18 protein-coding genes are annotated in these 17892 nt (G+C 68.0%); 12 read left to right on the top strand and 6 right to left on the bottom strand.

The genetic code is table 11. The annotated features are described in order from the left end of the window. Nucleotides 1–102: 102 nt before the first annotated feature. From NA3_RS03525 to NA3_RS03500, 6 genes are all read left to right on the top strand, one after another. A complete protein-coding gene (locus tag NA3_RS03525) occupies nucleotides 103–468 on the top strand; it encodes a histone-like nucleoid-structuring protein Lsr2 (protein ID WP_030517338.1) in 366 nt (121 codons plus the stop codon). Between the two features lie 235 nt (nucleotides 469–703). Beyond that, nucleotides 704–1327 carry an FHA domain-containing protein gene (locus NA3_RS03520; protein WP_062962122.1) on the top strand — a complete coding sequence of 208 codons (624 nt, stop codon included), beginning with the start codon at nucleotides 704–706 and terminating at the stop codon, nucleotides 1325–1327. 113 nt (nucleotides 1328–1440) lie between these two features. After that, nucleotides 1441–2406: an esterase/lipase family protein gene (locus NA3_RS03515; RefSeq protein WP_174561042.1), complete on the top strand. Its 966-nt coding sequence runs from the start codon at nucleotides 1441–1443 to the stop codon at nucleotides 2404–2406. Nucleotides 2407–2678: 272 nt separating this feature from the next. Then, on the top strand, nucleotides 2679–5228 hold the full coding sequence (locus NA3_RS03510; protein ID WP_062962121.1) for an ATP-dependent Clp protease ATP-binding subunit: 2550 nt from the start codon (nucleotides 2679–2681) through the stop codon (nucleotides 5226–5228). A gap of 138 nt (nucleotides 5229–5366) precedes the next feature. Next, on the top strand, nucleotides 5367–6152 hold the full coding sequence (locus NA3_RS03505) for a phytanoyl-CoA dioxygenase family protein (RefSeq protein WP_227995400.1): 786 nt from the start codon (nucleotides 5367–5369) through the stop codon (nucleotides 6150–6152). A 76-nt stretch (nucleotides 6153–6228) separates the two neighbouring features. Continuing rightward, nucleotides 6229–7137: an LLM class flavin-dependent oxidoreductase gene (locus NA3_RS03500; protein WP_062962120.1), complete on the top strand. Its 909-nt coding sequence runs from the start codon at nucleotides 6229–6231 to the stop codon at nucleotides 7135–7137. Between the two features lie 21 nt (nucleotides 7138–7158). Here NA3_RS03500 and NA3_RS03495 read toward each other — a convergent pair whose 3' ends face one another. Together NA3_RS03495 and NA3_RS03490 are read right to left on the bottom strand one after the other, a co-directional pair. Further along, entirely contained in the window at nucleotides 7159–7824 is a 666-nt protein-coding gene (locus tag NA3_RS03495; RefSeq protein ID WP_062962119.1) for a response regulator, read from the bottom strand. Nucleotides 7825–7858: 34 nt separating this feature from the next. Then, nucleotides 7859–9094: a sensor histidine kinase gene (locus NA3_RS03490; RefSeq protein ID WP_227995399.1), complete on the bottom strand. Its 1236-nt coding sequence runs from the start codon at nucleotides 9092–9094 to the stop codon at nucleotides 7859–7861. Nucleotides 9095–9220: 126 nt separating this feature from the next. On the opposite strand from NA3_RS03490, the gene NA3_RS03485 reads away from it, so the two are divergent. The 3 genes from NA3_RS03485 (at nucleotide 9221) to NA3_RS03475 (ending at nucleotide 11615) form a co-directional block, all read left to right on the top strand. Continuing rightward, nucleotides 9221–10207 carry an ABC transporter ATP-binding protein gene (locus NA3_RS03485; protein ID WP_084491067.1) on the top strand — a complete coding sequence of 329 codons (987 nt, stop codon included), beginning with the start codon at nucleotides 9221–9223 and terminating at the stop codon, nucleotides 10205–10207. Further along, nucleotides 10204–11052, top strand: a complete 849-nt coding sequence (locus NA3_RS03480; RefSeq protein ID WP_062962117.1) for an ABC transporter permease subunit — start codon at nucleotides 10204–10206, stop codon at nucleotides 11050–11052. Before NA3_RS03485 ends, NA3_RS03480 begins: the two co-directional genes overlap by 4 nt. Before the next feature lie 119 nt (nucleotides 11053–11171). Next, complete coding sequence (locus tag NA3_RS03475) at nucleotides 11172–11615, top strand: OsmC family peroxiredoxin (RefSeq protein WP_062962116.1); 444 nt, start codon at nucleotides 11172–11174, stop codon at nucleotides 11613–11615. A gap of 64 nt (nucleotides 11616–11679) precedes the next feature. Here NA3_RS03475 and mhuD read toward each other — a convergent pair whose 3' ends face one another. Next, the gene (gene mhuD, locus NA3_RS03470) at nucleotides 11680–11994 is read right to left on the bottom strand and encodes a mycobilin-forming heme oxygenase MhuD (protein ID WP_062962115.1); all 315 of its coding nucleotides are present in this window, start codon (nucleotides 11992–11994) and stop codon (nucleotides 11680–11682) included. 57 nt (nucleotides 11995–12051) lie between these two features. Between mhuD and NA3_RS03465 the strand changes: the two genes are divergently transcribed. The 3 genes from NA3_RS03465 (at nucleotide 12052) to NA3_RS03455 (ending at nucleotide 15088) form a co-directional block, all read left to right on the top strand. Further along, nucleotides 12052–12795 (top strand): alpha/beta fold hydrolase, encoded by a 744-nt coding sequence (locus NA3_RS03465; protein WP_062962191.1) that lies wholly within the window; start codon nucleotides 12052–12054, stop codon nucleotides 12793–12795. A 125-nt stretch (nucleotides 12796–12920) separates the two neighbouring features. After that, nucleotides 12921–14090 (top strand): acyl-CoA dehydrogenase family protein, encoded by a 1170-nt coding sequence (locus tag NA3_RS03460; RefSeq protein ID WP_062962114.1) that lies wholly within the window; start codon nucleotides 12921–12923, stop codon nucleotides 14088–14090. Nucleotides 14091–14257: 167 nt separating this feature from the next. Continuing rightward, nucleotides 14258–15088 (top strand): enoyl-CoA hydratase/isomerase family protein, encoded by an 831-nt coding sequence (locus NA3_RS03455; RefSeq protein ID WP_062962113.1) that lies wholly within the window; start codon nucleotides 14258–14260, stop codon nucleotides 15086–15088. Between the two features lie 8 nt (nucleotides 15089–15096). Here NA3_RS03455 and NA3_RS03450 read toward each other — a convergent pair whose 3' ends face one another. The 3 genes from NA3_RS03450 to cysS all read right to left on the bottom strand — a co-directional run bounded on the left by NA3_RS03450 (nucleotide 15097) and on the right by cysS (nucleotide 17883). Continuing rightward, entirely contained in the window at nucleotides 15097–15393 is a 297-nt protein-coding gene (locus tag NA3_RS03450) for a hypothetical protein (protein ID WP_062962112.1), read from the bottom strand. Nucleotides 15394–15467: 74 nt separating this feature from the next. Then, nucleotides 15468–16436: a 23S rRNA (guanosine(2251)-2'-O)-methyltransferase RlmB gene (rlmB, locus tag NA3_RS03445; protein ID WP_062962111.1), complete on the bottom strand. Its 969-nt coding sequence runs from the start codon at nucleotides 16434–16436 to the stop codon at nucleotides 15468–15470. Nucleotides 16437–16497: 61 nt separating this feature from the next. Then, entirely contained in the window at nucleotides 16498–17883 is a 1386-nt protein-coding gene (cysS, locus tag NA3_RS03440; protein ID WP_062962110.1) for a cysteine--tRNA ligase, read from the bottom strand. Nucleotides 17884–17892: the final 9 nt, after the last annotated feature.

Genomic DNA, 17892 nt, shown 5'->3' with positions numbered 1-17892 from the left:
AATGCAGATTCCCCGTCTTGGAAATTTCGTATCTAGAGGTATTCTCGACTCGGGCATCGGCCTGGTATCCGGGTCGCACGATTTCGAGAGGACGTTCATCGCATGGCAAAGAAGGTCACCGTTAGCCTGATCGACGATGTCGATGGTGAGTCCATTGCGGACGAGACCATCGAGTTCGCGATCGACGGTGTTTCGTACGAGATCGACCTGTCCGCGGCGAATGCGGCGAAGCTGCGGGACGGGCTGGACGTGTGGGTCGCCAATGCCCGCCGGGTGAGCGGTCGCCGGCGCAGCAAGCCGGTCGGTGCGACCACCGGTGCGCCCAAGGGCCGCGTTTCCATGGATCGCGAACAGAGTGCGGCAATTCGGGAGTGGGCGCGGCGCAAGGGCCACAAGGTTTCCGCGCGTGGTCGCATCTCCGCCGATGTCGTGGAGAGCTACCACAAGGAAGTCGGCCGCAACAACTAGTGCGGTCGAAAGACCCGGCTGCGTCTGTGCCGCTGCCGCCCGGAGGATTCGTGCGACGTCCGGGCGGCAGCGGCATTTCGATGCCGCAGCGGTATTTCCGTGTGTTCGCCATATTTCGGTGCGGTCGCGCCCGGACGGCCTCGGCGTGGTGATCTTGCTCGCCGCCGCGTCGGCGCGGCACCATGGGGCCTATGCAGACCACGTCACTGGCGGTACGAGGGTGGGGTAGCAAGCGGTGACGGATATTCACGAATCGTTTCTCCGGTTCATCGACGACACCGGCCGCCGGCACGAACTGAGGCTGACCCCGGATCATCAGCGCATCACCATCGGGCGTTCGCCGCAGGCCGATCTGTCTCTGGGCTGGGATGCCGAGGTGTCGCGCCTGCATGCGGCAGTGGAATATCTCGGCGCGCACTGGACGATCGTCGACGACGGACTGTCGCGCAACGGCACCTTCGTCAACGGCGAACGGCTGGCCGGCCGCCGCCGGCTCGAGGCCGGTGACCGCATCCGGGTCGGGACCTCGACGCTGTCGTTTCACGATTACACCGGCACGGTCGACGACGCGACCCGGACTTCCGTCGGCTCGGTGCCGAGTCCGCGTTCGCTCACCGATACGCAGCGCGCGGTGCTGATCGCGCTGTGCCGCCCGTACCGCGGCAATACCGAATTCGCCACGCCCGCCTCCAATCAGCAGATCGCCGACGAGTTGTATCTGAGTGTGGATGCGATCAAAACCCATCTGCGAGCGCTCTTTTCGAAGTTCGGCGTCGAGGATCTGCCGCAGAATCAGAAGCGGGTGCGGCTGGCGGCGCTGGCCATCCAGAACGGCATCATCTCGCACCGCGACCTCTGATCCCCGCCGCCCGAGGTGACGAACGATTCCGGTTACTCGCCGGTATCGATCCGGACAGCGCCCTTCCCCGCTAGCGTGTTGAAACACGTTCTAGTTTTTGGGAGGGGATCCCGATGCCGTCTCGTATCGCGCGTCTGCTGCGCCGTGGTCTCGGAGCCGCGCTCGTCCTGGCGATCTCGAGCATTCTGTGGGTGACCACCGCCGCGGCCGCCCACGCCGACTATCCGGTGGACTACAACTTCTTCTCCGGCATTCCGTACGAGCTGCGAAATCCGGGTGGCTCCCTGCCCGGGGCCGACGACTGGTCCTGCCGGCCGAGCGAAGCGCATCCCGACCCCGTCGTGCTGGTACACGGCACCGGCGGCGGGGCGCAGACGAACTGGGGCGTGTACGCGCCGCTGCTGGCCAACGAGGGATATTGCGTCTACTCACTGACCTACGGTGCCTACGACCTGCCGTGGCCGCTCTCGGCGGTCGGCGGGATGTTGCCGATCGAGGACAGTTCGGCGCAGCTCGCGGCGTTCGTGGACCGGGTGCTGGCGGCGACCCGCGCCGCGAAGGTCGATCTGATCGCGCATTCGCAGGGCAACCTGGTGGGCAACTACTTCGTCAAGCGCCTCGGAGGATCGGAGAAGGTCGACAAGTTCGTGGCGATCGCCGCGCCGTGGCTGGGCACCTTCGGCCCGGTGATCGATCCGGCTCGTGAGATCGCGCGGCGCCTGGGCGTGGGGCAGGCCTTCGACGGCGTCCTGGCGGCGAGCCCCTGTGCCGCGTGCGCGCAGATGACGGGCAGTACGGATTTCATCCGGTCGCTGAACGCCGACGGCGTCTACGACCCGGATGTCACCTACACCAATATCGAGACCCGCTACGACGAACTGGTGGTGCCCTACACCGTCGCCCTGGTGCCCGGTCCGAACACGGCGAACGTCGTGGTCCAGGACGGCTGCGCGGCGGACTTCTCGGAGCACGCCGGCATCGCGGGCAGCGACCGGGCGGCGGCATTGGCGCTCAACGCCCTGGATCCGGACGATCCGCACCCCGTGCCCTGCCACTTCATCCCGCCGATCACCGGATAGTTCCGTCGTCGCGAGCCGGGGCCCAAAATTCAGCTGTGGGCGTAGTTGCTGGGGAAACGTTCCGGGTTGGAGCCGCGTTAGAACGGTATGACTCGCGTTGTCGCCCGTTCGCAATAGGGTGGACGGACGACGGCCGTGACCCCCGCCAACTACAGTAGAGGCGGGGGATGCAACCCCAGGGCTTCATGGCAGGCTGGCGCCACAGGTGTGAAGCACGAAGCACAACAGCAGCGCCGGATGCCGTGGATAGCGGAGCAGGAAGTGAGGGAGCGATGTTCGAGAGGTTCACCGACCGCGCGCGGCGGGTCGTTGTCCTGGCCCAAGAAGAGGCTCGGATGCTCAACCACAACTACATCGGCACCGAGCACATCCTGCTGGGCCTGATCCACGAGGGTGAGGGTGTCGCGGCGAAGTCCCTGGAGTCGCTGGGAATTTCGCTCGAGGGTGTGCGCAGCCAGGTGGAGGAGATCATCGGGCAGGGCCAGCAGGCGCCGTCCGGTCACATCCCCTTCACCCCCCGGGCCAAGAAGGTGCTGGAGCTGAGCCTGCGCGAGGCGCTGCAGCTCGGCCACAACTACATCGGCACCGAGCACATTCTGCTCGGCCTGATTCGTGAGGGCGAAGGCGTCGCGGCCCAGGTGCTGGTGAAGCTGGGCGCCGACCTCAACCGGGTGCGGCAGCAGGTCATCCAGCTGCTGTCCGGCTACCAGGGCGGTAAGGAGGCGGTGGAGTCCGGTGCTCGTGGCGAGTCCGGGACCCCGTCCACCTCGCTGGTCCTCGACCAGTTCGGCCGCAACCTGACCCAGGCCGCACTCGAAGGCAAGCTCGACCCCGTCATCGGCCGCTCGAAAGAGATCGAGCGCGTCATGCAGGTGCTGAGCCGCCGCACCAAGAACAACCCGGTCCTGATCGGTGAGCCCGGCGTCGGTAAGACCGCCGTCGTCGAGGGTCTCGCTCAGGCCATCGTCAACGGCGAGGTGCCGGAGACGCTGAAGGACAAGCAGCTCTACACCCTCGACCTGGGTTCCCTGGTCGCGGGCAGCCGCTACCGCGGTGATTTCGAGGAGCGCCTGAAGAAGGTGCTCAAGGAGATCAACACCCGCGGCGACATCATCCTGTTCATCGACGAGCTGCACACGCTCGTGGGTGCGGGTGCCGCCGAGGGCGCGATCGACGCGGCGTCGATCCTGAAGCCGAAGCTGGCCCGCGGTGAGCTGCAGACCATCGGTGCCACCACCCTCGACGAGTACCGCAAGTACATCGAGAAGGACGCCGCCCTGGAGCGCCGGTTCCAGCCGGTCCAGGTGGGCGAGCCGACGGTCGAGCACACCATCAACATCCTGAAGGGCCTGCGCGACCGCTACGAGGCGCACCACCGGGTGTCCATCACCGACGGCGCGCTGGTGGCCGCGGCCACGCTGGCCGACCGGTACATCAACGACCGGTTCCTGCCGGACAAGGCGATCGACCTGATCGACGAGGCGGGCGCGCGGATGCGCATCCGCCGGATGACCGCTCCGCCGGACCTGCGCGAATTCGACGACAAGATCGCCGACGCCCGCCGGGAGAAGGAAAGCGCCATCGACGCGCAGGACTTCGAGAAGGCCGCGCGGCTGCGCGACAAGGAGAAGCAGCTCGTCGCCAAGCGCGCCGAGCGGGAGAAGCAGTGGCGTTCCGGTGATCTGGACGTCGTGGCCGAGGTCGACGACGAGCAGATCGCGGAGGTGCTGGCCAACTGGACCGGTATCCCGGTGTTCAAGCTCACCGAGGAGGAGACCACCCGTCTGCTCCGCATGGAGGACGAGCTGCACAAGCGGATCATCGGCCAGGAGGACGCGGTCAAGGCCGTGTCGAAGGCCATCCGCCGTACTCGCGCCGGCCTGAAGGACCCGAAGCGTCCGTCCGGCTCGTTCATCTTCGCCGGTCCGTCCGGTGTCGGTAAGACCGAGCTGTCCAAGGCGCTGGCGAACTTCCTGTTCGGCGACGACGACGCGCTCATCCAGATCGACATGGGCGAGTTCCACGACCGCTTCACCGCCTCGCGGCTGTTCGGTGCCCCTCCGGGCTACGTCGGCTACGAGGAGGGCGGCCAGCTCACCGAGAAGGTGCGCCGCAAGCCGTTCTCGGTCGTGCTGTTCGACGAGATCGAGAAGGCCCACCAGGAGATCTACAACACCCTGTTGCAGGTGCTGGAGGACGGCCGCCTCACCGACGGCCAGGGCCGGACCGTGGACTTCAAGAACACGGTGCTGATCTTCACCTCGAACCTCGGCACCTCGGATATCTCGAAGGCCGTGGGTCTGGGCTTCTCGCAGTCCAACGCCGAGGGCTCGAACTACGAGCGGATGAAGCTCAAGGTCAACGACGAGCTGAAGAAGCACTTCCGTCCGGAGTTCCTCAACCGTATCGACGACGTCATCGTCTTCCACCAGCTCACCACCGAGCAGATCGTGGAGATGGTGGATCTGATGATCAACCGCGTCGCGACGCAGCTGCGGAACAAGGATATGGAGATCGAGCTCACCGAGAAGGCCAAGAGCCTGCTCGCCAAGCGCGGTTTCGACCCGGTGCTGGGCGCTCGCCCGCTGCGCCGGACCATCCAGCGCGAGATCGAGGACCAGCTCTCGGAGAAGATCCTGTTCGGCGAACTCGGCCCCGGCCAGATCGTCGAGGTCGACGTCGAGAACTGGGACGGCGAAGGTGCCGGCGAGGACGCCAAGTTCACCTTCTCCGGTAAGGCCAAGCCCGCCACGGCGGAGGCCGAACCGGTCGCGGCGCTGGCCGGCGCCGGCGAGGCCGCTCCGGAGGCCTCGGGCGAGTAAGTAGCCCGCACAGATCGGTAGATGCCGGTCATCCCGCACCGCGGGGTGACCGGCATCGTCGTATGCGCACAAAATGAGTGGCGACCGCGCGGGCGAATGTTCCATTCTGGCGATGTTCGCGAGCGGAAAGAGGGCTGTGTGCTGACCGATGCCGAGGTGGAAAGCTTCGTCGCCGAGGGTTTCGTCCGAGTGGAGGGTGCGTTCTCCGCGGCCACCGCGGCCGAGGCGCGGGAGATCCTCTGGCGGGCGACCGGATGCGATCCGGAGGATTCCGGGACGTGGACGCGCCCGGTGATCCGGCTACCCGGCTTCGGGGACCCGCCGTTCGCCCGGGCCGCGCAGAGTCCACTGCTGGCCGACGCGTGCGATCAGCTCGTCGGTGCCGGTCGGTGGATACCGCAGCAGGGCCTGGGCACCTTTCCGATCCGTTTTCCCGGCGAGCAGCCGCCCGGTGACGACGGATGGCATATCGATGCGAGTTTCCCGGGCGAGGATCCGGAGGACTATCTGCGGTGGCGGATCAATGTGCGGTCGAAGGGCCGGGGACTGCTGATGCTGTACCTGTTCTCCGACGTCGGACCCGATGAGGCGCCGACCAGGATTCGGGTCGGCTCACATCTGCGCATGGCGAAGGTACTCGAACCGTACGGCGAGGCCGGAGCCGCGATGATCGATCTGGTGGACGCTTTCGCCGCGACCGCGGATCTTCCCGAGGTGGCGGCGACCGGACGGGCCGGAGACGTGTATCTGTGCCATCCATTCCTGGTGCATGCCGCCCAGGCGCATCGAGGCCGGAATCCGAAATTCATGGCCCAGCCGCCACTGCTCCTGCGCGAACCGTGCCTGCTGGACCGGCCCGACGGCGCCTGTTCACCGGTGGAGCAGGCGATCCGCCGGGGTCTCGAGCTCGGCGTCACCCGCTGAGTACGCGCGGGGACGTACCCGGGATGTGTTCTCCGGACGGATGATTCGCGCTGCCGGGAGGCAGAGGCTGAGAGTCATGGATATCGGATTGCATCTGACGAACGTCGCGCTGGACACTCCCTCGGAACGCATCGGATCGCGCCTGGCCGAGGTGGTCCGCACGGCCGAGGAGAGCGGATTCTCGGTCGTCGCGGTGGGTGATCATCTTTGGCAGAGCCCGTGGCTGGGGCAGGTGGAACAGAATGTGCTGGAGGCGTATTCGACGCTGTCGTTCATCGCGGCGCACACCTCACGAGTGGAGCTGACCGCGGTGGTGTCGGGGGTGCACTATCGGCATCCGGCGATGCTCGGGAAGCTGGTCACCACCCTGGATGTGCTGTCCGGCGGCCGGGCCTGGCTGGGGATCGGGACGGGTACCTCCACCGGCGATGTGGAGGGCTACGGCCTGCCCTTCCCGCCGCTGCGCGACCGCTACGACATGCTGGAGGAGACGCTGCGGATCTGCCGGGCCATGTGGACCGGCGAGCGAGGCGGCGCGGAACCCGTCTCCGGCAAGCACTTTCACGTCGAGCGCCCGCTGAATGCTCCGCAGGTGGTGCGGAATCCGCGCTCGGGCGGGCATCGCTCGCATCCGCCGGTGCTGATCGGCGGCGACGGTGAGCGGCGCACATTGCCGCTGGTGGCGCGGTACGCGGATGTGGCGAGTCTGCGGCCGGGGCCGCAACTGGTGAGCAAGATCGAACTGCTGGACCGGCTGTGCGCGCAGATCGGCCGCGATCCGCGCGAGATCCGCAAGAGCTGTGTCTTCGCCTTCGACCTCGGGCCGAGCGGGGGCGGGGTCGGCCAGGTGCTGGAGCAGCTGAAGCGGATGGCCGATATCGGGATCGACCTGGTGATCGGACGGGTGGCCGGCGTCGACGAACTGACGCCGCTCGAGGTCCTCGGGCGCGAGGTGATTCCGGTGGCCGCGGAATTCGGTCGCTGACCCCGAGTCACCGCGGCCGGATCACTGCCAGCCGGGGCGGACCAGGCCGGATTCGTAGGCCAGGACGACGAGTTGCGTCCGATCACGGGCGTCGAGTTTCACCAGGATTCGACTCACGTGCGTGCGGGCGGTGGCGGGGCTCATGAAGAGGCGCCGGCCGATTTCGGCGTTGGTGAGCCCCTCCGCGACCAGCGCCATCACCTCGCGCTCGCGGTCGGTGAGCTCCGACAGTGCCGCGGCGGGCGCGGGTTTGGCGTGGGTGGCGAATTCGGCGACCAGGCGTCGGGTGACGCTGGGCGAGAGCAGGGCGTCCCCGGCGGCCACCACGCGCACCGCCTTCACCAGATCCGCGGGTTCGGTGTGTTTGACCAGAAATCCGGTGGCGCCCGAGCGCATTGCCTCGAAGACGTATTCGTCGAGTTCGAAGGTGGTCAGCACCACGACCCTCACCCCGGCGAGGCCGGGATCGGCGGCGATCTCGCGGGTGGCGGCCAGGCCGTCGAGGACCGGCATGCGGATATCCATCAGCACGACGTCCGGATGCAGCTCCCGGGTCATTCGCACTGCCTGGTCGCCGTTCTCGGCCTCACCGACGACCGTGATGCCGTCCTGGGCATCCAGCAGCGCGGCGAATCCGGCACGGACCAACGCTTGGTCGTCGGCGACCAGCACGCGAATATCGTTCACGAAACCTCCTGCGCATCAGCATATTCGGGGCCGGTCATGTCGGTTCCGGTTCGACCGGAGGGACAGGTGTTCCGGGCTCACCGGTGACGTTCGCCGGGATCGGCAGTCGAGCGTGCACTCGGAACCCGCCGTCGGTGCGCGGTGTCGCGGACGCCGCACCACCCAGTGCCCGGGCCCGTTCGATCATGCCCGGAATGCCGTGCCCGCCAGCGGTTGTGGACGATTGTGGAGAATTCGGGGGTCGCGCGTTGTCCACAGTGATGCACAGCTCGGTCGGTGAATAATCCACAACCACGGTGGTTTCCGCGCCGGGCGCATGTCGCAGCACGTTGGTCAGCGATTCCTGCACGATGCGGGCGGCGGCCACGTCGACCACCACCGGCAGCCGGCGCGGTGTCCCCGAAATCCGGGTGTGCACCACCGTCCCGGCGGCGCGGGTCGGAGCCAGCAATGATTCCAGATCGCCGATGCCCACCGCCGGACCGGTCGGCGGCGCAACGGTTTCCGCGCCGGCGCGAATCGAGCGCAGCAGGCTGTGCACCTCGCCGAGCGCATCGCGGCTGACCGCTTTGATCGCCGCCAGCGCGGTCGCGGCCTGTTCGGGTTTGCGATCGAGCAGTTCCAGCGCCACCGACGACTGCACATTGATCAGCGACAGGCTGTGGGCGAGCACATCGTGCAGTTCGCGCGCGATGGCCAGCCGCTCCTGAGCCGCGCGCTGTTCGCGCTCGGCCAGCTCACGGGCACGTTCTGCCTCCCGATTGCGCCGGGCCGCCTCGGCACGCTGACGCCGCGCGATCAGCGCCGAACGCCGCTGCCGGATGCCCTCGGCGATCGCGATCAGCACCACCAGCCAGGCCAGAATGCCGACGACCGGCCAGCCCCCGGGCCCGTGGCCGCGCAGCGCGGGCACCGGCCACACCATCAGCACATATCCCAGCGGCACCAGCGGATAGGTGTACCAGCGGGAGCCGCGCGAGGCCGCGGTCAGGAAGGCGATGACCAGCGACACGAAGACCGGTCCGTAACCGTAGCCGACCAGCAGATAGGCGACGGTGACCGCGAGCACGCCCACGAAGACCGCCCGGGGATACGACGCGCGCAGCGTCAACAGCAGCGGGCCGGCCAGCAGCAGCGTGTATCCCAGCGCATCCAGTGGACGCACGCCGGACTGATGCGCATTCGCCGCCTGGCCGCCGCCCAGCTGGACCGCGGCCACGACGACGCACAGCATCACATCCCGGGCGCCGGGCCGCCTACTCGACTGCACAGTTCGAACGGTAACCCCGCCGCGCGGCAGAGCGAGCCTCCGCGCCGCGAATTACGTCCAGATACGTACACCGGGCAGGGCACCGTGACGGATGTGTCGGCGCAGGTCGAAGCGGATGGTCGAGATATGAACAGATCGAATGACGATCCGGGCGGCGAGCTCCCCGGCACGGTCACGCAGACCCGGCCGAGCGCCGCCGAGGTCGTGGTCACCGAGGCCCTCACCAAGAAGTACGGCGACCATACGGCTGTCGACGCCGTCTCCATGACCGTGCGGCGCGGCGAGATCTACGGATTTCTCGGTCCCAACGGCGCCGGTAAGACCACGACACTGCGGATGCTCGTCGGGCTGATCGCACCGACCTCCGGCGCCGCGACGGTGCTGGGCCTGGCTCCGGGAGAACCGGAGTCGTTGCGGCGCATCGGCGTTCTGATCGAAGGGCCCGGCTTCTATCCGTACCTGTCCGGCCGCGACAACCTGCGCGTGCTGGCCCGCTACCACCGGGCCGAGCGCCCCGCCGGTTCCCGCGACCGATTCGCCGAGGTGGACGAGATCCTGGCGCGGGTCGGACTCGCCGACCGGGCCGGCGACCGGTTCCGCACCTACTCGCTCGGCATGAAGCAGCGCCTCGGCGTGGGCGCGGCCCTGCTCGGTAGCCCGGATCTGCTCATCCTCGACGAGCCGACCAACGGTCTTGACCCCGCCGGAATGGCCGAGATGCGAGAACTGGTGACCGGCCTGGCCGCCGACGGGCACACCGTCGTGCTCTCGTCGCATCTGCTCGGCGAGGTGCAGGAAATCTGCGATCGGGTCGGCGTCATCTCCGGCGGCAAGCTGCTCACCGAATCAACCGTGAGTCAATTGCGCGGCGCGGCAACACTTCTGGTGCGCGCCGAGCCGATGGAGACGGCCTATCCGGCGGTGCGCCGGGTGGTGGGTGACCACCGTGCGTTGCTGACCGCCACCGGCATCAGAGTCGATGCCGGTAGGGCAATGGCGCCCGAGGTGGCGCGCGCGGTGATCGCATCCGGCGCGGATCTGCAGGAACTGCGAACCGACGAGAAGTCGCTGGAGGAAGTGTTTTTCGAGATGACCGAACAGGAGCGCCCATGAACGACGTACTGGCCTGCACCCGAGCCGAATTCGCGCGGCTGCGGAAGTGGCCCGCGTTCTGGATCGTGCTCGGCACCTGGATCGCGCTGAATCTCGTCTTCGCCTATCTGTTCAACTATCTGGCCTACACCTCGGGCAGCAGTTCCCGGATGTCGAACGGGCAACCGCGCGAGGTGCTGTTGCAGCTGATGCTGCCCGCGGCCGTGCCGGAGGTCTTCACCCAGGGCATGGCGATGTTCGGCGGTGCGCTGATGCTGGTACTCGGTGCGCTGGTGGTGGGCAGCGGATACGGCTGGGGCAGTTGGAAAACCGTGTTCACACAGGGGCCTTCGCGCGGTGCGGTGGTCGGAGGCACCGTACTGTCCCTGGCGAGCGTGGTGGTGGGCTTGGTCGGTGCGGCGTTCGTGGTCGATACCGGTGTGGCCGCGATGATCGGGGCGGCCGAGCATCAGGCGCTGACACTGCCGACGGCCGCGCACACCCTGCTCGGTCTCGCGACCGGCGTGGTGATCCTCGGTATGTGGACGCTGGCCGGCGCGCTGATCGCGGCGATCGCGCGTGGTCCGGCACTGGCGGTGGGCCTGGGGCTGGTGTGGGTGCTCGTCGTGGAGAATCTGCTGCGCGGCGTCGCCTCGATCTTCTCGCCGATCCGGGCGCTCACCGACCATCTGCCGGGTACCGCGGCGGGTTCGGCGGCCGGCGCCATGCGCAGTGTGGGCGGCGCGGCGACACCGGGCGTCCTGGACATCCTGTCCCGGCCGGCGTCGTTCGTCGTGCTCGCGGTGTACATCGCGGTATTCGCCTGCGGCACAGTGGCACTGATGGTGCGCCGCGATATGGCGTGAGCACCCCTGAGGTATCGCGCCGGAATCCTGTCCGGCCGGACAGCGGTGAGTCGAGCACGCGCGGCGAGTAGGTTCGATCGCGACGGCTCATACAATACTCACTCGACGAAAGGACAGCGATGCCTACACGCAGTGCGCGTACCGCATGGACCGGTGGCTTGCAGGACGGTTCCGGACAGGTCGACCTGGCCAGTTCCGGTGTCGGCAAATTCGATGTCTCGTTCCCGAAGCGGACCGCCGATACCGCCGAGGGCGCCACCAGCCCCGAGGAACTGATCGCGGCCGCGCATTCGTCCTGCTACGCGATGGCGCTGTCCGGTCAGATCGGCGCCGCCGGCGGCACCATCGAAAGCCTGGACGTGAACGCCGATGTGACACTCGGCCCGGATCCCGCGGGCGGCTTCCGCATCTCGAAGATCAAGCTGACCGTGCGCGGCCGGGTCTCGGGTATCGACGCCGGCGGCTTCGAGCAGGCCGCCCAGACCGCCAAGGCCGGTTGCCCGGTCAGCAAGGCCCTGGCCGGCGTCGAGACGATCGAGCTCGACGCCGCGCTCGAAAGCTGAGCCGGCGCGGGCCGAAGTAGTCGCCCCACCCGGTGGCCGCTTCGACCACCGGGTGCGGGGAAAACTACTCGGCGGATTTCCCCGCGACGTCGAGGACGACCTCGAATTCCAGCAGCGAGGCGCCCGTGGCGACCGGCTGCCGGGCCTGTCCGGCATGCGCCTCCTTGGCCGGTCCGTCCCGCCACGTGGCGAAGGACTCTTCGGAATCCCACTGCGTCACAACGAAATATCGGTTGTCTCCGGCGACCGGACGCAGCAACTGGAAGCCCAGGAAGCCCGGGGAATTCTCCACCGCGTGCGCACGATGCGCGAAGCGCTTCTCGAGTTCGGGTCCGGCTCCCTCGGGAACCTCGATCGCATTGATCTTCACAACAGCCATGAGCCCAGGCTAATGGCACTGCCTGGTCCCGCCGCGCGGCACGTATCGTCGGTGCCGATGTTGTACGACGAGGGCGGCACCGGGGTGCCGATTCTGCTGCTGCACGGATTGATGGGCAGCGCGCGGACCTGGGCCGGCCAGGTGCCGTGGCTGCGCGAATTCGGCCATGTCCACTCCTTCGACGCCGCCGGGCACGGGCGGCCGGCCCCTCCGGAGCTCACCACCGAGGCGTTCGTCGCCGACCTGGCCGCCGCGACCGCCGCGATTCCGGAGCCGATGGTGGTGATCGGCCATTCGATGGGCGGGCTGCACGGGTGGATGTTCGCGGCCGCGTATCCCGAGCGGGTGCGGGCGCTGGTGGTCGAGGATATGGCGCCCGATTTCCGGGGGCGCACCGCCCGGCACTGGGCGGAGATGATCGAGGCCTGGCCGCAGCCGTTTCCCGATGCCGACGCGGTACTCGACTATTTCGGACCGGTCGCTGGGCGCTACTTCCTCAACTCGTTCACGCCCGCACCGGACGGCTACCGGTTGCACGGTTCGGTCGCGACCTTCCGCGACATCTCCGAGGAGTGGGGCACGCGCGATTTCTGGGCCGAATGGGCCGCGGTGCGCGTGCCGACCCTGCTGATCGAGGGCGAATACACGATCACGCCGCCGGGGCAGATGCGGGAGATGGCGGCCGCTCGGCCCGGGGTGCGCCATGTGGTCGTCGGCGCCGCCGGACATCTCGTTCACGACGATCAACCTGCCGTGTATCGCGCCGAAGTCGAACGGTTTCTGCACGAAAACGTGGGTTGATCGGGTCGCGTGCGGGCCGGCTCGGTCGCAGCAGGATCTGAGGTCCGGCAGCTGCGGGCAATCGCCTTCAGTTTCGGGCAGGAGGCGACGTATGCTCCACTGAGGCCCCGACCATAAGGTGAATCATGATTAACTTCTCGATACCCGCCGACCTCGCCGCCGAACGTGACCGCATCCGGCGGTTCGTCATCGACAAGATCGTTCCCTTCGAGCGCGACCCCCGCCTGACCGCGCACGGGCCCAACGACGATCTGCGCCGGGAATTGGTCGAATTGGCGCGGGCCGAGAAGCTGCTCACCATTCAGGCGCCCGAGGCACTCGGCGGCCGCGGGCTCACCCATGTCGAACAGGCAGTGCTGTACGAGGCGGCGGGGTGGTCCACGCTGGGACCGGTCGCGATGAACTGCGCCGCGCCCGACGAGGGCAACATGTTCCTGCTGTCCAAGGTCGCGAACCCGGAGCAGGTCGACCGCTACCTGATGCCGGTGATCGACGGCCGTCAGCGCTCGGTGTTCGCCATGACCGAACCCGGTGGTGCCGGGTCCGATCCCGGCCAGCTCGCGACCACGGCCACCTTCGACGGCGAGAACTTCACCATCAACGGCCACAAATGGCTGATCACCGGGGCCGACGGGGCCAAGACCTGGATCATCATGGCCAAACTCGAGGACAACGACCACCTCCCCGCGGGCCCGACCTTGTTCCTCACCGAGGGGGATTCACCCGGAATCGTCATCGAGCGAACCATGAACACGATGGACCGCAACTACGTCGGCGGCCACGGCGTCGTGCGCTTCGAGAATCTGACCCTGCCCAGGGAGTCGTTGCTGGGGGAGAGCGGTCAGGCGCTGCGCTATGCCCAGCTGCGACTGGCCCCGGCCCGCCTCACCCACTGCATGCGCTGGCTCGGCGCCGCCGAACGCGCCCAGAGCATCGCCGTCGAACACGCCAAGACTCGCACGGCCTTCGGTAAGCCGATCGGTGAGCACGAGGGTGTGTCGTTCATGCTGGCCGACAACGAGATCGCTCTCCATCAGTGCCGCCTGACCATCTGGCACGCCTGCTGGCTGATGGACCAGGGCCACAAGGCCCGCCACGAGAGCTCGATGGCGAAATCGTATGTGTCCGAGGAACTGTTCAAGGTCGCCGACCGCTGCGTCCAGGTCCTCGGCGGCATCGGCATCAGCGACGAAACCGTGGTGGAGATGATCTTCCGCGATATGCGCGCCTTCCGCCTCTACGACGGCCCCACCGAGGTCCACAAATACGCGATCGGCCGCCACATCCTGCGGTGATTTCGGCCTCCGCTTCGCTCCGGCGGGGTTTCGGCCCCCTGGGCCGAGACCCACCATGGTGAACGGCTCGCAGATGCGCGCTTGGGTGGATCACCGACACCCGCTCGTGGTGATTGCGTGCAAGTAAGGTGGGGCGGAAAGATCACCCAAACCTAGGATTGTGTCGCATGAGTTCGGAACTGCAGGTCGATGTGTCCGCCGGTGTCGCCGTACTCACGCTCAACCGTCCCGCGCAGCAGAACGCCATGACGCCCACGATGGCGGCGGAGCTCGGGACCGCGCTGCGGCGCTGCGATACCGAGGACGCGATTCGCGCGGTGGTGATCACCGGGACTCCGCCCGCGTTCTGCGCGGGCGCCGATCTGTCCGCCCGCGTCGGTGACGTGCGCGGCACGATCGATCCGCCGCCGTGGCAGATCCGCAAGCCGGTGATCGCGGCCGTGAACGGGCATGCCGTGGGGATCGGGCTGTCGCTGGCATTGCAGTGCGATCTGCGCTACATGGCGACCGACGCCGTATACGGCCTGAATCAGGTGCGTCGCGGCGCGATGGCCGACGGCTACGCGCATTGGACACTGCCGCGCCTGGCAGGGATGGCCAACGCTGCCGACATCATGCTGACGGGCCGCACGTTCGACGGGGAGGAAGCGCGCCAGATGGGCGTGGCCAACAGCAGTCTGCCGGCCGGCGAGGTGCTGCCGACCGCCTTGGCCGTGGCGCACGATCTGGCCGCCGGTTCCGCGCCGCTGCCGACGGCCCTGACCAAGCGGCTGCTCTGGGAGGGCCTCGGGATGAGCCCCGAGGCGGTCGGCCGGCTGGAATCCGAGCTGCACGGCTTCGTCGGCAAGAGTGTGGACGCGGCCGAGGGCATGGCGGCGTTTCGCGACCGCCGCCAGCCGCAGTGGAAGGGCAGTATCAGCGCCGAATGGCCCGCGGGCGAGTTGTCGTCGCCGGGCGAGCGTCCGGGTCTCGACGGCACCGCCGGGGAACAGGCCTAGCGGGCCGGTCAGCGCCCGCCGAGGAGCATCAGCAGAAAGACGAACGCGTACAACACCATCAGTACGGTGCCGACGATGCCGACCACATAGCCGACCACCACCTGCGAACGGCCGCCGATGGTGCCCCCGGACATCTCGATCTGGTCGAGCGCCCGCTTGCCCATCACCCACGCCACCGGACCCAATGCGCCGCAACACAATAGGCTCAGCACTCCCAGGATCAGCACCGTCGTCGCATGCGGGTGTTCGACCGGGTTGCCGGTCGGCGGCTCAGGCAGCGATCCCCAGTAGTCGGGTTGATTCATGGCCACCGTGCGAGTTTAAGGTGTGGCGACCCGGAAAGCTTGGTAGACGGGCAGCTTGGAGTTTCCGCCCCCGCTCAGCGGCGCTGGCGGGCGATGTCCGCGAGCACGACCCCCGCCGCGACCGAGGCGTTGAGGGACTCGACCGGGCCCGCCATCGGGATGCTGATGATGGTGTCGCAGGTTTCGCGGACCAGGCGCGACAGCCCCTTGCCCTCCGAACCGACGACCACGACGGTCGGGGTGGTGCCGTCGAAGTCGTCGAGGACGGTGTCGCCGCCGGCGTCGAGGCCGACCACCTGCAGACCGGCCTTGGCCCAATCCTTCAGTGTGCGAGTCAGATTGGTCGCGCGCGCCACCGGCAGCCGGGCCGCGGCACCGGCGCTGGTGCGCCAGGCGACCGCCGTGACGCTGGCGCTGCGGCGCTGCGGAATCACCACGCCGTGGCCACCGAACGCGGCGACCGAACGGATCACCGCGCCCAGGTTGCGGGGATCGGAGATGTTGTCCAGCGCCACCAGCAGCGGCGCGCTGCCGGATGCGCGGGCGCTGTCCAGCAGATCCTCCGGATGGGCGTAGCGGTACGGGGGTACCTGCAGGGCCATGCCCTGATGTAAACCGTTGGCGCTCATCCGATCCAGATCGATGCGCGACACCTCCAGAATGGAGATTCCGGCATCGGCGGCGCGCTGCACGGACTCGGTCAGGCGGTCGTCGTTCTCGGTGCCCAGCGCGACGTACAGCGCGGTCGCCGGAACCTCCGCGCGCAGACACTCCACCACCGGATTGCGGCCGAGCACCAACTCCGGTCCGTCGTCGCCCTTGCGGGTGCCGGGCCGGGCGCGGTTCTGTCCCTGCGTCGCCTTGGCCGCTTTCGCCGCCGCAGCAGCGCGTTTCGCGGCGGGGTGGTTCTTGCGCATCGTGGCGGGCGGGGTGGCGCCGCGGCCCTCGAGTCCGCGACGGCGCTTACCGCCGCTGCCGACGACGGCGCCCTTCTTGGTGCCGCCCTTGCGGATCGCGCCTCGTCGCTGCGAATTTCCTGCCATCAGTACGCCTTTCGTGTCGGTCGCGACACCCGCACACGATCAGCAGGCTTCGCCGGTTGAATCATTTGGCCAGTGACCAATCCGAGCCGCCGGGAGTGTCGACAACGTCGATTCCGGCCGCGCCGAGCCGGTCGCGCACGGCGTCGGCGGTGGCCCAATCCTTTTCGCTGCGGGCCTGCTGGCGACGCTCGAGTTCGGCCCGCACCAGGACGTCGAGCGCGGATTCGGCCGCCGAGGTGTCCTTCGGGCCGGCCCAATGCGCATCCAGCGGATCGACGCCCAGAATCCCGAGCATCGCCCGCACCTGTCCGGCGGCCTCGCGCGCCGATTCGCCCGCGCCCGCTTCCAGCGCCCGATTGCCCTCGTGCACCACGCGATGAATCTCGGCCAGGGCCTTCGGGATCGCGAGATTGTCGTCGAGCGCCTCGGCGAAGGCGTCGGTCCATTTCCCGACCGCGACCTCACCGACCCGCTCGACGGTGCGCTGCACGAATGCCTCGAGTCGCTGATAGGTCTGCGCGGCGTCCTGCAGTGCCTGCTCGGAATATTCGAGCATCGACGCGTAATGCGCACTGCCCAAATAGAACCGCAATTCCACGGGCCGCACCATGGTGAGAATATTCGGCACCGAGAGGGTGTTGCCGAGCGATTTCGACATCTTCTCGCCGCCGAGCGTCACCCACCCGTTGTGCAGCCAGTACTGCGCGAATCCGTCTCCGGCAGCGCGGGATTGAGCGATTTCGTTCTCGTGGTGCGGGAAAACCAGATCCATACCACCGCAGTGGATATCGAATTCGGGCCCGAGATAGAACTCGGCCATCGCCGAGCATTCCAGATGCCAACCCGGGCGCCCGCGACCCCACGGCGACGGCCAGGTCGGCTCGCCCGGTTTGGCGGCCTTCCACAGCGTGAAATCGCGCGGATCGCGCTTACCCTCCCCGGCGCTCTCGCCCTGCTGCACATCCTCGAGTCGGTGCCCGGAGAGCGCACCGTATTCCGGAAAACTGCGCACATCGAAATACACGTTGCCACTCGACGCGTAGGCGTGCCCGCGGTCGATGAGCCGCTGCATCATCTCGACCATCTGGGTGATGTGCCCGGTGGCGCGCGGTTCCACCGACGGCGGCAGCACTCCGAGCGCCTCGTAGGCACGGTCGAAGGCGCGTTCGTGGGTCGCGGCCCATTCCCACCACGGGCGGCCCGCGGCGGCGGCCTTGGCGAGGATCTTGTCGTCGATATCGGTGACATTCCGCACGAAGGCCACGTCGTAGCCGTTCGCGGTGAGCCAGCGGCGCAGCACGTCGAAGGCCACGCCGCTGCGGACGTGCCCGATATGTGGTTCGCCTTGCACGGTGGCGCCACACAGGTACACCGACGCACGTCCAGGAACCAGCGGGGTGAAATCCCGCAGGGTCCGCGTCGCGGTGTCGAACAGGCGCAGAGTCACGACCAGCCA

Source organism: Nocardia africana NBRC 100379 (assembly GCF_001612635.1).
In the GTDB taxonomy this organism is placed as follows: Bacteria; Actinomycetota; Actinomycetes; order Mycobacteriales; family Mycobacteriaceae; genus Nocardia; species Nocardia africana.
This window is presented reverse-complemented; position numbering and strand designations above follow the sequence as displayed.